This window comes from Ruminococcus sp. YE71, from assembly GCF_900119155.1.
Taxonomy (GTDB): Bacteria; Bacillota; Clostridia; order Oscillospirales; family Ruminococcaceae; genus YE71.
The window spans coordinates 224,559-239,683 of record NZ_FPIR01000001.1; the positions used below are offsets into that span (position 1 = coordinate 224,559).

Here is a 15,125-nt window from a genome sequence, read left to right on the forward strand (position 1 = left end):
TTTATGAGAAAACAGATAACAGCTGTGCTGCTGTCTCTGCTGATCGCGGCTGCGGGCTCGGCGTCGGTATATGCGCTGCCCGAGAGCACCGATGCAAGCTCGGTCACCGACGAGAACAGCTCGGCCGAAAGCGCCGATGACAGCTCACAGGAAAAAACATCCGAAGAAGAAGTGGAAGACGATTCCGTCACCTGCGGCGATTTCAGATACCTGCCCGGGAACTATCAGCTCTGCACGCTGACAGGCTACATCGGCAGCGGCGGAACGGTGAAGATACCGTCGTCGCTCGACAATTACTCGGTATTCACCATCGGCAGTGGTGCATTCAGGGACAACGCCGGGATCACCGCCGTGAACATTCCCCAGTCGGTACGCACGATAGAGAGCGAGGCTTTCCTCGGCTGCACGGGACTGACGAGGGTGGTCATCAACGACAAGGTCACTTCCATCGGTGAAAAGGCGTTCGGATATGCCGACGGGGAGAACAAGATCGAGGGCTTTGTCATCGAGGGCATCAAGGGTTCGGCAGCCGAGACCTACGCTATCGAGAACGGCTTTGAGTTCGCGGAGCACCACCACTTTTTCGGGCTGGCTTCCATTTCCCTCACCGCGTCCTGCACAAAAGAGGGCAGACTTTCCATGTACTGCACCGACTGCGGTCAGAGGGCTATAGCCGTCGTCCCGAAAACACCTCACCGCTTCACCGTGAAGCAGAAGACCGTAGCACCCACCCTTACTTCCGAGGGGTATACCTTATATAAATGCAAGCACTGCGACGCTACCAAAAAGCTCGACGTCGTGCCGAAGCTCATCTCCATCAGGACGGCGAAGATACTCGGCATCAGGTCAGCCTACACCTACACGGGCAGCTACATAAAGCCTGTACCCTCTTCGGTGACGGTCGGCGGCGTACTGCTCAAAAAGGGCACCGACTACACCATCAGCTGGTCGAACAACGTGAACACGGGTACTGCCACCATGACCATCAAGGGCATCGGCAAGTACACGGACACAGTCTCAAAGACCTACAGCATCAAAGCCGCAGACATCGCGAGCACAAGGATATTCGACCTCAAAGAGACCTACAAGTACACGGGCAAGGAGAAAAAGCCGAAGCCGACCATCTCCTTCGGCAGCAGGATACTTTCCCTTGACAGGGACTACACCCTCAGCTGGTCTGACAACATCAACATCGGCACCGCGACCCTGACCGTAACAGGCATGGGCAACTTCACAGGCACAAAGACCGTTACGTTCAAGATAGTCCGTCAGGGCTGGTACACCGCAGGCGGCAGAACATTCTACTACAACACGCAGGGCGAGCCCGTGACAAACTCCCTCATGACCATCGACGGCAGCGAGTATTATTTCGACAACAACGGCTGGATGGCTACAAGCTGGCAGAAGATCGACGGTCAGTTCATGTTCTTCGGACGCTTCGACGGCAAGAGAGTCACGGGCTGCAACGTTGACGGCATCCCGATAGCGGCTGACGGCACAGTGGACACCTCTGGCTACAACGGCACGAAGATCGGCACGATGATGACGGCTCATAATTATGTCGAGCAGATATGCAAGCCCACCGACTCGATGGAGACCAAGCGTCTGAAGGTGTTCAAGTGGCTGTTCCAGTTCCCGTACCACCAGTTCAGAAAGCTGAATTATATCTACAAGAATCCCGGCTGGGAGAATGATTTTGCGAATGATATATTCAAGTACAAGTGCGGATGCTGCGTTTCCGAAGCCGCCGCCTGCGCGTTCATGTTCCACGAGATAGGCTATGAGGACGTGTACATCGCCCACGACACCGCTCACGGCTGGGTATACATGAACGGCAGAGTTTACGACCCCCTGTTCGCCGAAGCCAAGAGCTTCAGCGCCAACTACGACGTCATCATCCCCCCCGGTCAGTACAGACACACGGCCGTTGACATGAGAAAAATCTAAAGCTGCGGGTGGGTTGCTTTTTCCGTGGGAAACCTTTCTGAAGACTTTTAATATTGTCATCTGTCAGACTTGGTTGGTAAGACAGGCTCTCGCCATTGATGTAGGGTGAGAGCTTGTCCCGACCGCTTATCTTTGGGCTTATTTTGAAGCACGAAAAAAACATCCGAACAGTGTCGGATATATTTTTTTCGCCTTTTTGTTCAATTGTCCCACATTCGGGATAATTAGTGTGGTATAATAATAACAGAGAAAAAAATCTCCCACTTACAGAAAGGCGGAATGGATATGTATTACGAATGCGGATATCAGATAGTCAACGGCTGCGAGCCTGATATGGTCATGAGACCGATAAAGCTCGTACATCTCGGGCTGAGCGGCGCTTTGTTCATCACGGGCGAAAAGGACGCTGTGGAAAGTGCCGTGCAGTTCCTCGAAAGGGAGCTGCCCTTCTGCGAAAGCTCTGCGGAAGAGTTCGCGCTGCACTTTGCCTGCGAGGGGCTTTACGGCGTGAACATCGTAAGGCTCGCGGACAAGCTGATGACTGCCTGAAACACGACCCCCGAACAAATGAAAGGAATGAACGATATGTCCGACTCACCCGAGCTCCTCAGGCTCAGGATAATGTACATCTACCGTATACTCTGCGAAAAGACCGACGCCGACCACGGCATCACGATGAACGGCATCATCGAACAGCTCGCCGATTTCGGCATCTCTGCCGAGCGAAAGGCTGTGGGTGCAGACATCGAGGCGCTGCGGCTGATGGACAGCAGCATCGTCAGCAGAACGGGCAGATATGCCGACTACAGGCTCACGAAACGGGAGTTCGGGCTCGCGGAGCTGAAACTCCTTGCCGACGCTGTGAACTCCTCACGTATGCTCACTGCCGAGCAAAAGGAGACCATACTCACGAAACTCCGCGGTTTCGCAGGCGAGCATCAGGCGAAAGAGCTTCGCCGTCAGCTGCGCATCCCGAAAAAGCAGAACACCCCCGACTCGGAAGTGTTCGGGACGATAGACATCATCTACAAGGCACTCGCCGAGAAAAAGCAGATACGTTTCAAGTATTTCAGCTACGAGATGGACAAGAAAAAGCACTACCGCGACTCCGAGCGCGTCTGCTCCCCATACGAGCTGGTCTGGAATGACGAGTTCTACTATCTGGTGGCCTACTACCCGAACCGCGGCAAGGTGGTGAATTTCCGCGTTGACCGCATGGAGGACGTCCGACTCATGAGCGAGCCCTGCGTACCCCTGCCGAAAGGCTTCGACATGGAGCAGTATCTCGGCTCGATATTCTCGATGTTCGGCGGCGAGGAAACAAGCGTCCGACTGCGGTTCCACAGTTCGCTGGCGGGACCCGTCATCGACCGTTTCGGCAGGGACATCAGCTTCATCCCCGACGACGCGGAGCATTTCCACATCAACGTAACGGTCAGGTCGCAGTCCACCTTCTTCGGCTGGCTGACCCAGTTCGGTGCGAAAGCCGAGATACTGACCCCCGAAGTCAGAAAAGCCTATGCGGATTTTCTGCGGAGCATACTGGCGGTAAACGGCGATGAGGGCTGAACTTATCGCGGCGGCGGTCATAGCGCTGCCGGCTGTGCTGATAAAGCCGATAGAGGTCGCGGGTGAGAGCATGATGCCGACGCTGAGGGATGGGCAGATAAAGCTCTGCATACGGAAGATGCCGTTTCGGAGGGGCGACATCATCTGTGTGAGATTCATGGGGCGGCTGCTGATAAAACGCGTGACGGCGGTCGGCGGCGACATGACCCCCATAGGCGAAGTCCCGAAGGGGATGCTCTATCTGACGGGCGACAACCGCGAAGTCTCGATAGACAGCAGCAGCGGACTCGGCTTCATCCCGAGAAAATGCTACGTAGGAAAAGTAATATAACGCACAAACGCCCCGACCGTCGGAGGCACATAAAGAAACGCACCACAGCACAAAAAACATAAGATCGGCAGATCACGAAAAACGTCCCGAAAGGCGCAGACCCAAAAAGTCCGCACTACTTTCCGAGAACAAGCGATCTGCCGATCTTATTTTAACGCGAGAGCGCAAGCGATTCGCGTCAAACCCCTCATCCCGCCAAAGGCGAGACCAAAAGCCCCAAACATCATTCCGATTTATCAAAAATCACATAAAAGCTCTTGCAATCGAAACTTATATGTGATATAATAGTGGTATATAACCATTTATAGGGCAGATTTCGCCCTGATTTTTGAAAAGGACGGTATATGTTATGACAAATTCCTACGAAAGCCCTTTCTGCACCCGCTATGCAAGCAAGGAGATGCAGTTCATCTTCTCGGCAGACAAGAAGTTCACTACATGGCGCAGACTCTGGGTCGCGCTGGCAAGAGCCGAGATGAAGCTCGGTCTGAACGTTACTCAGCAGAACGTTGACGAGCTCGAAGCCAATATCGAGAACATCGACTACGCTGTAGCTGCCGAGCGCGAGAAGATCGTCCGTCACGACGTTATGGCTCACGTTTACACCTACGGCAAGACCGTTTCGGAAGACACCGCAGGCAAGATACACCTCGGCGCTACAAGCTGCTATGTCGGCGACAACACCGACGTCATCATCATGCGCGACGCTATGAAGGTCGTAAAGCGCAAGCTGGTCAAGGTCATCTCCCAGCTGGCAGCCTTCGCTGACAAGTACAAGGGTATGCCCTGCCTTGCCTACACCCACCTCCAGCCCGCACAGCTGACCACCGTCGGCAAGCGTGCTACCCTCTGGTGCAACGAGCTGCTCATGGATCTCGAAGCACTCGATTTCGAGATCGGCAGACTCAGACTGCTGGGCTCCAAGGGCACTACGGGCACTCAGGCCTCCTTCATGGAGCTGTTCCACGGCGACACCGACAAGGTCAAGGAGCTGGAGAGCCTTATCGCGGAAGAGATGGGCTTTGAGGGCGTTGTTCCCGTTTCGGGTCAGACCTATTCGAGAAAGATCGACTACGCTGTATGCTCGGTGCTTTCGGGCATCGCTCAGTCGGCTATGAAGTTCGGCAACGACATCCGCATCCTCCAGTCCTTCAAGGAGATCGAGGAGCCCTTCGAGAAGAACCAGATCGGTTCGTCCGCGATGGCTTACAAGCGCAACCCGATGAGAGATGAGCGCATCTGCTCGCTGGCAAGATACGTGATGGTAGACGTTCTGAACCCCGCATTCACCGCAGGCACACAGTGGTTCGAGAGAACTCTCGACGACAGCGCTAACAAGCGTATCGCTGTAGCTGAGGCATTCCTCGGAGTTGACGCTATCCTGAACATCATGCTCAACGTCACCGACCCCGAGAACGGACTTGTTGTATATGACAAGATCATCCGCAGAAGAGTTATGGCAGAGCTGCCCTTCATGGCTACCGAGAACATCATGATGGACGCTGTACAGGCAGGCGGAAACCGTCAGGAGCTCCACGAGCGCATCAGAGAGCTTTCGATGATCGCAGGCAGTCACGTAAAGCGCGACGGACTTGACAACGATCTGTGTGATCTTATCCTTGCTGACCCCATGTTCGGCATGACAAAGGAGAAGATGGACGAGATCATGAAGCCCGAGAACTTCATCGGAAGATGTCCGCAGCAGGTCGAGGAGTTCATCGCCAACTGCGTGAAGCCCGTACTTGAAGCAAACGGAGTATCGGACGACGTAGCGGAGATAAACGTATAAAAGCATCTCCCCTGCCGCAGCACATTGACATAAGAAATATTTGAGTGCAGGGGCGTACACACAGGTGCGCCCCTGTATTATAAATAAGCCCGTCAGCATCATAAAAGACAGGAGACTCATAGAAATGAAAAAGAAAATACTGACAGCAGCCATCGCCGCAGCACTGCTCTGCGGATGCGCACCTCTCAATGACTCGGGAGACGCCGAAGAAACAAAGTCGGCAGACAGACCCGAAGCAAACGCAGTCACCGTGACCGAAGCAGGCACCGACTCCCCGAAAGAACAGGACGCCGACAGCTCAGAGCCCGAAAAACAGCCCGACGAAGACAAGACCTTCAGGTCTATCGACCTTTCGGCTTCGGAGATGTACGGGGTCAAGGGCGTGGGCGTGTACGGCGTGTATGAGGGCGGCAGTCTGTCCGACCTGTACGGCAAACACGTTCTGCATTCGGAAGTCGTCGGACTTTTCGGCGCACCTGTGGAATTCACCTGCGAGAACTTTGTTTCGGCAAAGATCCAGTTCAACATCGACCGCAGCAACATGAACAATGTTCCGCTGAAAAACCTCATCCTGCTGCATTACGTCGAGAACGAGCACGTCTACAACACCGTGGCGTCCTTCACCGACTATGAGAGTTACCGCGTGACCGCTGTCATCGACGAACCGGGCGTGTATCTGCTGGCGGACGCTTATCAGTGGTATCAGTGCTGGGGCGTTGATGTGTCGGGATACGAGCCTACCGAAAATACCGACACCGACCCCTTCGGACACTTTGAGAACCAGAACAACGACCTGTACACCGACAGCGACTACGGCTTCACCATGGTACTGCCAAAGACCTGCTATCAGTTCAGTCATGTCGAAAAATACTACTGTCAGGACTACGAGTTCATGACGTTTTCGAGGATAGCACCCGATTCGGGCGTGTCAGACGGCTATATCTGGATGGATATCAGCGAGATCACCCCTGCCGAACCTATGACCCTCGAAGAATTTGCCGATGTGTTCATGAAAACACGCGGCACGCTGTACGGCAACTACGAATACGCTACCGTGCATACCTTCGACAAGGTCGAGGAGATAACATCATCCGACGGTACGAAGGGCATCCGCATCATCGGCACGGACAAGCACTACTCGGGCAAAGAACTCCAGGACCCGTATGAGACCTGGTACGATATTTATCCGCACGGCGGCGCATTCCTTGAATTCCGTTCGGAATATATCCACATCGACGGTTCTTCGATGACGGGCGTTGACCGCAGTATAGTTGAGGACACCCTTAAAACACTGACTTTTACAAAGGACTGATATTATGGCAAGAACGAACGGATCACAATGCCCGAAATGCGGCTCATACAACTGTCACCCCATCACCGAGACCGACTTCAAGGGCGGCGGCTACGGAGTGTTCAAGGGACTGTGCGGCTACCTGATACTCGGTCCCGCGGGTCTGCTATGCGGTCTCTGCGGTCACAAGCCGAAGTACAAGCAGCGCACCTTCCGGGTCTGCGGCTCATGCGGAAAGAAGTTCAGACTGTGACCGACAGACGGACGGCGGTCTGGCTGAAAGCGATGGAGATATGCGCAAGGGCAGGCTGTCACCAGCTTCCCGAGCGGAGCTTCTTTTTCAGGGAGTGGCAGTTTCCCGTCTGTGCGAGATGCACGGGGGTGATGATCGGGCATCTGCTGTCGGTGTTCACGATAAAACGCCGTCTGCCGACATTTCTCCCGATATGCCTGTGCCTGACGACACTTGCCGACTGGACAGCACAGCAGAAAGGCGTGATGTCCAACAACCGCAGACGGCTGATAACAGGCATCCTCGGCGGCTTCGGAACAGGCTGCTTGTATTTCCGCCTTATTTCTGCATTGTCATGTCAGCGTTTGCAGGGGTGACTGCGGAATTTATTGGGGAAGAACCGCAGACGCCGACACGGCAATACACAGTTAACGGAGTTGATATTTTTTGTTATACATAATACGTCACGGCAAGACCGACTGGAACGAGCAGCACAAGTTACAGGGTCAGACGGACATTCCGCTCAACGAAGAGGGCAGGCAGATGGCACGCGCTGCCGCTGAGGAGTACAGGGATGTGCATTTTGATGTGTGCTTTTGTTCGCCGCTGGTGAGGGCGAGGGAGACTGCGGAGATACTTCTCGAAGGCAGGGACGTCCCCATCATCCCCGACGAGAGGCTGAAAGAAATGTGTTTCGGGGAGTACGAGGGTATGGCTTACAGCTTCGAGGTGCCGAACTGCCCCATAAACGCGCTGTTCCTGCACCCCGAGGACTACACCGATCCGCCCGGCGGCGCGGAGAGCTTTGAGTCGCTTTTCGCACGGACGGGGGATCTTCTCGAAAAAGAAGTCAGACCGCTGCTGGACGAAGGCAAGGCTGTGCTGATAGTCGGTCACGGCGCGATGAATTCGAGCATCGTATGTCAGGTAAAGAATATACCTGTCAAAGACTTCTGGAGCGCAGGAATCGAAAACTGCAAACTTAAAAGACTAATTTAGTCAGAATCTTTTTAATCGGAGGGTAAAACATGGAAAACATCGTAATGGAAAGAAAGTACACTGCCGATGAGTACTACGCGGCTCTTGAGTGGATAAGAGAACGCTCTGAGCTGATAAACGGCGGCATCGACTATATGCCGACCCCGAACATCAGACATCAGCAGATACTGCTCGCACTGTCATCACAGATAAACGCATATCTGTCCGCTCGCGGCAGCGGCTTCTTCGTGCTGACAAGTGCCGACGTAAAGCTCGACGACAACAACATTGTCGTGCCCGACATCTTCGTCGCGTCCGACAGGAGCAAGCTCGACGACGTGAAGTTCAACGGCGCTCCCGAGCTTATCATCGAGATAGCTTCCGACACACCCTCCGACGAGTACTTCAAGAAACTCGTGCTCTACAAGGAGACAGGCGTCCGCGAATACTGGATAGTTGACCCGAAGAGTGAGAAGATCACCCTCTATTTCTTTGAGGCGGAACGCTTCGCCGAGAGCTTCGGTTTCGGCGAGACGGTGAACGTCGCGATATTCGGTCAGGATGACCCCCTCGCGATAAACCTCGCTCAGACGGTGTGATGCTATGGTAAAAGGTATCCACCATGTATCGCTGAAATGCGGCACCGCAGAGGAATTCGCGCAGGCAGAGAGGTTCTACTGCGAAGTGCTTGGACTGTCCGTGAAGCGCAGATGGGCTGAGGGCATCATGCTCGATACGGGCTGCGGTCTTATCGAGATATTCTCCAACGGCACGGGCGTCAGGGAGACAGGCGCGGTCAGACACTTCGCTCTGCTCACCGACGACGTTGACGGCCTCGCCGCTAAGGTAAAGCAGGCAGGCTACGAGGTGTTTATCGAGCCCGACGACAGGACTCTCCCCTCCGACCCGCCCTACAGGCTGAGAATGGCTTTCTGCAAAGGCCCTCTCGGCGAAGAAATAGAACTGTTCACCGAACTCTGAACGGCGCTTGCTCGTGGAGTTTGTGCAGGATTTATTTTGAAAACCCCTTTCCTAAAACTTCTGATGTTTTTGGGCAAGGGGTTTTCTTTTTTTCCGAAAGAACTGCGAACTTTAAATTCGTGCTGTTTTTGGAAGAATGTATACCCCTTGCCAAAAAAAATATTAAAAGTCTTTGGAAGGGGGTCCGGGGGAGAACCTTTCTTCAGAAAGGTTTCCCCCGGTAAGATCCGCACATTCTCCCCGTGAAAGCGCCGTTTTGGCATAGTGCACAAAAAGGTGTCGAGAAAGGGCTCGAAATTTTTGAGGGAATTTTGGGTTTGCCCCTTGACAATTTCTGAAAAAAGGGGTAAACTATAATTAGCACTCAGAGAGTAAGAGTGCTAACACTCAAAACAGTTCAGTGCTAAAGTCGGAAGGAGCAGATAGAAATGGACAGCCGCAAGCTAAAGATATTGCAGGCGGTAGTCGATGAGTATATCGTTACAGGCGAGCCTGTAGGCTCTAAAGCGATAATGGCACACGTCAAAGCATCGTCGGCTACCATACGAAACGAAATGGCGGAGCTTGAAAAGCAGGGCTACCTTGAACAGCCGCACACCTCGGCGGGGCGCATACCCACCTATGTGGGGTTCAGGCTGTATGTGGACACCCTGATGGAGCGCGACCCTCTCTCGGAAGAAGAAAAGCGCAGGCTCGACTCGATGCTTGACCCGAACGCCGCCACCGAAGAGGAACTTGTGAACTCCGCTTCGCTGGCACTGACGCAGCTGACACAGTGCGCGTCTGTAGTTGCGAGCAGCGCACCAAAATTCTCGATGATATCGAAGGTCGAGGTAATACCTACGGGCAAGCGGATGTATGTCATCCTCATGATAACCTCGGGCGGCACGATACGCAACAAGGTGTGCAGACTTGAATTCGACCTTACACACGAACAGCTGGAATTCTTCGACAGGTATCTGGCAGAGAATCTTGAGGGCGTGCCCGTTGACAAGATTTCGGAAGAGACTTTCGAGAAGATACGCGAAGCGCTCGGGGCGTACATGATGACCCTGACGCCGCTTCTCAGTGAGCTGTTCACGCTGGCGAAAGAGATGACCGCGCAGGATATAAAGCTCAGGGGCGAAAAGAACCTGCTGACCTGCAAGGATTTCGACCAGACCGAGATAATAGATTTTCTTGACAATAAACGCGAGATAGCAAGGTTCTTCGACGACAGTTTCAGCAGCTTGCAGGTGAGCTTCTCACCCGAGAGCGACGGGTTCGTGATACACAACTCGTCGATAATCACCGCACCTTTTAAAAAGGACGGCAGGACGGCAGGCGCGCTCGGACTTATTGGACCGATGAGGATAGATTACGCGAAGTTCATCCCGTATCTGGAATACTTCTCGCAGAGAATAACCGACCTGCTGACAGACAGCAGCCCGAATGACGACGAAGAAAATAAAGGAGGCTGACAGACCCCATGAGCATTGATTTTGAAAAGGAAATAGAAGATCAGATCGAGGAGGAGGCTGCCGAACAGGCAGTTGAGGAGGAGATCGATGAGGAACAGACCGCGGAGACTGCCGAAGAGGGCGGCTCGGATAAGCTCGAAAAGGAGCTGGCCGAACAGAAGGACAAGTACCTTCGCCTGATGGCAGAGTACGACAACTACCGCAAGCGCACCGCAAAGCAGCAGCTTGAAACGCGTGAGGCGGCAGTGGGCGACACGGTGCTGAACTTCATAAAGATCTATGATAACTTCGAGAGAGCAGCCGAGACAGAGTGCTCGGATGAGACCTACAAGAAGGGCGTTGAGATGATACTCAACCAGTTCAGGGACGCTCTCGACAAGCTGAACGTTAAGATCATCGACCCCACAGGTGAACCCTTCGACCCAGCACAGGCGAACGCGGTAAGCACCATCGAAGACCCCGACCTCGGCGAGAACGTCGTGGCTCAGGTGTTCGAGAAGGGCGTAATGATCGGAGACAAGGTCATCAGATACCCGATGGTAGTGGTGGCAAACCCGTAGCCCCCAAGGAGGTGCGGCATGAAACGTACTATAACAGCGGCTCTTGCGGCGCTGCTTCTGCTCAGCGGATGCGGAAAAGGCGGTTCCGATTCCGTGTCGGTCGCAGACAACATCGAAGGCGTCCGTTCCTTCTACGACTCGGTCACCGACGACCAGCAGTGGCAGAACGACCTTAACACCGAAAGCCGCATTGATAAGCTAAAGCTTCCCGAAAGCACCCTCAAGGGACTCTCCACCGAGGACCTTGTGGACTCTATCCTGGACTATCCGCTCTTCTTCGAGTGGAAACGGTTCAGCACCTGTGAAGCGGGTCTTGAATATCTCAACGAGACGCTGGACACCATGCAGGAGCTGAAAAACCGCTCCGACGCGGCAAGCGTTCTTCTGAAAAAATACACCGACCAGAAGGTGTATACCGATGACGAGGACGCGGGCTCGATGACGGAAGCGCTCAGGATAAAGGATATTGAGCTTCTTATCACGCAGGATTACATCCTTGAACAGATGACCGAAGAGGAGAAAACAAAATTCTACGAGGTCGCAAAACAAAAGCAGAAAGAAAAAGCAGCCTCGGCAATGTACGATTCGCCTGAGGAAATGATACCTGATGCTATCAAGGATCTCAAATAACACAAAGTAATTCAAACATACCCATATATATAAAAAAGGAGAAATGACTTATGAGCAAGATAATCGGAATCGACTTAGGTACAACAAACTCGTGCGTAGCCGTTGTTGAAGGCGGCGAGGCAGTAGTAATCCCTAACAGCGAGGGTGCAAGAACTACCCCTTCGGTAGTCGGCGTTTCAAAGAACGGCGACAGACTGATCGGTCAGGTAGCTAAGCGTCAGGCTGTTACCAACTTCAAGGACACCGTAATTTCCATAAAGCGTCACATGGGCAGCGACTACAAGGCTCAGATGGGCGGCAAGGAGTACACTCCTCAGGAGATCAGCGCTATGATCCTCCAGAAGCTCAAGAGCGATGCTGAGGCTTACCTCGGCGAGAAGGTGACTGAGGCTGTTATCACAGTTCCTGCTTACTTCACCGACGCTCAGAGACAGGCTACCAAGGACGCAGGTCAGATCGCAGGTCTGACTGTAAAGAGAATCATAAACGAGCCGACCGCGGCTGCTCTTTCCTACGGCATCGACAAGGAAGAGGATCAGAAGATCATGGTATATGACCTCGGCGGCGGTACATTCGATGTATCCATCATCGAGATGGGCGACGGCGTTACCGAAGTTCTTGCTACCGCAGGTAACAACCGTCTCGGCGGCGATGACTTCGACCAGAGGATCATCGACTGGATGGTCGAGAAGTTCAAGGCTCAGGAAGGCATCGACCTGACCAAGGATCCGATGGCTATGCAGAGACTCAAGACCGAAGCAGAGCTCAGAAAGATCGAGCTTTCTTCCACCGCTTCCACCACCATCAGCCTGCCGTACATCAGCGTTTCGGCTGACGGCCCGAAGCACTTAGAGCTCACCCTTACTCAGGCTGAGTTCAACAAGATGACCGCAGACCTCGTTGAAAAGACTATGGGACCTGTTCGTCAGGCACTTTCCGACTCGGGTCTGTCCGTAGGTGAGCTGAACAAGGTCCTGATGGTCGGCGGTTCTTCGAGAATACCCGCTGTTCAGGAAGCTGTTAAGTCCCTCATCGGCAAGGAGCCGTTCAAGGGTATCAACCCCGATGAGTGCGTAGCTCTCGGTGCTGCATATCAGGGCGGTATCCTCGGCGGCGACGTTGAGAACGGTCTGCTCCTGCTTGACGTTACTCCGCTTTCGCTGTCCATCGAGACCGCAGGCGGCATCGCTACCAAGATGATCGAGAGAAACACCACCATCCCCACCAAGAAGACCCAGACCTTCTCCACCTACGCTGATAACCAGACCGCTGTTGATATCAACGTTCTTCAGGGTGAGAGAGAATTCGCTAAGGATAACAAGCAGCTCGGTATGTTCCGTCTCGACGGCATCGCTCCCGCTCCGAGAGGAATCCCCCAGATCGAGGTAACCTTCGATATCGACGCAAACGGCATCGTTCACGTATCCGCTAAGGACCTCGGCACAGGCAAGGAGCAGAACATCACCATCACTTCTTCCACCAATATGTCCAAGGACGACATCGACAAGGCTGTAAAGGAAGCTGAGGCTTTCGCAGCTGAGGACAAGAAGAAGAAGGACGAGGTTGACGCAAGAAACGCAGCAGACCAGCTTGCATTCCAGTGCGAGAAGAGCCTGAACGATTTCGGCGACAAGGTGAACGCTTCCGACAAGGCTGACGTTGAGGCTAAGATCAACGCCGTCAAGGAAGCACTCAAGGGCACCGATATCGAGGCTATCAAGTCCGCTCACAAGGCACTTGAGGAGAGCTTCCAGAGAGTTGCTACCGCTGTATATCAGGCAGCTGCACAGGCTAACGGCGGTCAGACAGGCGGCTTTGACCCGAACATGGCAGCAGGCGGCTTCGGCGGTGCTGACGCAGGCGCAGCTGACAATAACGGAGGAAACGACGACGTTATCGACGCTACCTTCACTGACTAAAGACCGGTAAACCCTTAAACCTACGGGACGGCGGCGGAAAATTCGCCGCCGTCCTATAGTAGGTTATAGCCTTTGAAAAAAGGGCATACGGAGGTAAAGAATATGGCAGAGGATAAAAGAGATTATTACGAGGTGCTCGGCGTTTCAAAGGGCGCTTCGGATGACGAGATAAAGAAAGCCTACCGCAAGATGGCAAGGCAGTACCACCCCGACCTTCACCCCGACGACAAGGACGCTGAGGCGAAGTTCAAGGAGGTAAACGAGGCTTACGAAGTGCTTTCCGACCCGAACAAGAAGTCGAAGTACGACCAGTTCGGCTTCGCAGGCGTTGACCCGAACTACGGCGCAGGCGCAGGCGCAGGTGCGGGCGGATTCGGCGGCTTCGGAGGTTTCGGCGGATTCGGCGGCGTGGATGACATCTTCAACGCCTTCTTCGGCGGCGGCGGAGCACGTTCCTCGAACCCCAACGCCCCCAGACGCGGCGAAGACCTCGAGCAGTCCATCACCCTTGAATTCATGGAGGCCTGCAAGGGCTGCCAGAAGTCCATCAAGGTCACCAGGATGGAACGCTGTCCCGATTGTAACGGCACGGGCGCGGCAGCAGGCAGCTCGAAAAAGACCTGCCCCGACTGTCACGGCTCGGGACGCGTGCGCATTACCCAGAATACACCCTTCGGAGCTTTCGCACAGACTACGAGCTGCTCCAAGTGCGGCGGCGCAGGCTCGGTCATCGAGAATCCGTGTCCTACCTGCGCAGGCAAGGGCAGAGTACGCAAGACCGTCACCAAGACCCTTAACATCCCCGCAGGCGTTTACGACGGCGCACAGCTCCAGATACGCGGTGAGGGCAGCCACGGCATAAACGGCGGTCAGCCCGGCGACCTGTACCTGAATGTACGCGTCAAGTCCGACCCGCTGTTCATCCGCAGAAATACTTACGACATCTGGACGGAACTGCCTATCACCTACGCTCAGGCAACTCTCGGCGATAAGGTCAGCGTGCCTACCATCGACGGCAACAAGACCTTCGAGATACCCGAGGGCACACAGCCGGGTACCGAGTTCAGGCTGAGAGGCCTCGGCGTGAAGCGCGGCAACCGCGATGAACGCGGCGACCACTATTTCCAGGTGGTCATCGAAGTGCCGAAGGGACTCAACAAACACCAGAAGGAGCTGCTCGAAAAGTTTGAAAGTTCGCTTACCGAAAAGAACTATAAAAAGCGTTCGACATTCTTTGACAAGTTAAAGGAAAAGCTGAAATAACATAAAAACAGCGGTTCAAAGTTTGTTCAAAGCTCCCGAAAATAATTTACATTTCGGGGGCTTTTTTATGTGATTTTTTACAAATTGAACATACAACGGTGTTTAAATATGTACGTCTAAATGCTATAATCATTGTAGAAAAAGCGATCGCGGCGCCCCCCGCCCGAAAGCTGAA

At 53.9% G+C, this 15,125-nt stretch carries 16 protein-coding genes; all 16 read left to right on the forward strand.

Features of this window, described 5'->3' with window-relative positions; all coding sequences use genetic code 11:
* The first annotated feature begins 3 nt into the window (after positions 1–3).
* The 16 genes from BT142_RS01010 (at position 4) to dnaJ (ending at position 14,950) form a co-directional block, all read left to right on the forward strand.
* Positions 4–1,947 carry a leucine-rich repeat domain-containing protein gene (locus tag BT142_RS01010; RefSeq protein ID WP_072416339.1) on the forward strand — a complete coding sequence of 648 codons (1,944 nt, stop codon included), beginning with the start codon at positions 4–6 and terminating at the stop codon, positions 1,945–1,947.
* Between the two features lie 285 nt (positions 1,948–2,232).
* Positions 2,233–2,496: a hypothetical protein gene (locus BT142_RS01015; protein WP_072416340.1), complete on the forward strand. Its 264-nt coding sequence runs from the start codon at positions 2,233–2,235 to the stop codon at positions 2,494–2,496.
* Positions 2,497–2,514: 18 nt separating this feature from the next.
* The gene (locus BT142_RS01020; RefSeq protein WP_084659256.1) at positions 2,515–3,516 is read left to right on the forward strand and encodes a helix-turn-helix transcriptional regulator; all 1,002 of its coding nucleotides are present in this window, start codon (positions 2,515–2,517) and stop codon (positions 3,514–3,516) included.
* The gene (locus tag BT142_RS01025; RefSeq protein WP_072416342.1) at positions 3,506–3,847 is read left to right on the forward strand and encodes a S26 family signal peptidase; all 342 of its coding nucleotides are present in this window, start codon (positions 3,506–3,508) and stop codon (positions 3,845–3,847) included. Before BT142_RS01020 ends, BT142_RS01025 begins: the two co-directional genes overlap by 11 nt.
* A gap of 349 nt (positions 3,848–4,196) precedes the next feature.
* A complete protein-coding gene (gene purB, locus BT142_RS01030) occupies positions 4,197–5,636 on the forward strand; it encodes an adenylosuccinate lyase (RefSeq protein WP_072416343.1) in 1,440 nt (479 codons plus the stop codon).
* A gap of 124 nt (positions 5,637–5,760) precedes the next feature.
* A complete protein-coding gene (locus tag BT142_RS01035) occupies positions 5,761–6,948 on the forward strand; it encodes a hypothetical protein (RefSeq protein ID WP_072416344.1) in 1,188 nt (395 codons plus the stop codon).
* Positions 6,949–6,952: 4 nt separating this feature from the next.
* On the forward strand, positions 6,953–7,180 hold the full coding sequence (locus BT142_RS01040; protein WP_072416345.1) for a hypothetical protein: 228 nt from the start codon (positions 6,953–6,955) through the stop codon (positions 7,178–7,180).
* Entirely contained in the window at positions 7,156–7,536 is a 381-nt protein-coding gene (locus BT142_RS01045; RefSeq protein ID WP_072416346.1) for a DUF2085 domain-containing protein, read from the forward strand. Before BT142_RS01040 ends, BT142_RS01045 begins: the two co-directional genes overlap by 25 nt.
* A gap of 70 nt (positions 7,537–7,606) precedes the next feature.
* Positions 7,607–8,158: a histidine phosphatase family protein gene (locus BT142_RS01050; RefSeq protein WP_072416347.1), complete on the forward strand. Its 552-nt coding sequence runs from the start codon at positions 7,607–7,609 to the stop codon at positions 8,156–8,158.
* Between the two features lie 29 nt (positions 8,159–8,187).
* A complete protein-coding gene (locus tag BT142_RS01055) occupies positions 8,188–8,736 on the forward strand; it encodes a Uma2 family endonuclease (protein ID WP_072416348.1) in 549 nt (182 codons plus the stop codon).
* 4 nt (positions 8,737–8,740) lie between these two features.
* A complete protein-coding gene (locus BT142_RS01060) occupies positions 8,741–9,118 on the forward strand; it encodes a VOC family protein (protein ID WP_072416349.1) in 378 nt (125 codons plus the stop codon).
* 428 nt (positions 9,119–9,546) lie between these two features.
* Positions 9,547–10,578 (forward strand): heat-inducible transcriptional repressor HrcA, encoded by a 1,032-nt coding sequence (gene hrcA / locus BT142_RS01065; protein ID WP_072416350.1) that lies wholly within the window; start codon positions 9,547–9,549, stop codon positions 10,576–10,578.
* A gap of 8 nt (positions 10,579–10,586) precedes the next feature.
* Positions 10,587–11,138, forward strand: coding sequence for a nucleotide exchange factor GrpE (locus BT142_RS01070; protein ID WP_072416351.1), 552 nt, complete (start codon positions 10,587–10,589; stop codon positions 11,136–11,138).
* A gap of 18 nt (positions 11,139–11,156) precedes the next feature.
* Entirely contained in the window at positions 11,157–11,768 is a 612-nt protein-coding gene (locus BT142_RS01075) for a hypothetical protein (protein WP_072416352.1), read from the forward strand.
* Between the two features lie 50 nt (positions 11,769–11,818).
* Positions 11,819–13,687, forward strand: a complete 1,869-nt coding sequence (gene dnaK / locus BT142_RS01080; RefSeq protein ID WP_072416353.1) for a molecular chaperone DnaK — start codon at positions 11,819–11,821, stop codon at positions 13,685–13,687.
* Between the two features lie 102 nt (positions 13,688–13,789).
* Positions 13,790–14,950: a molecular chaperone DnaJ gene (gene dnaJ / locus BT142_RS01085; RefSeq protein ID WP_072416354.1), complete on the forward strand. Its 1,161-nt coding sequence runs from the start codon at positions 13,790–13,792 to the stop codon at positions 14,948–14,950.
* Positions 14,951–15,125 lie beyond the last annotated feature (175 nt).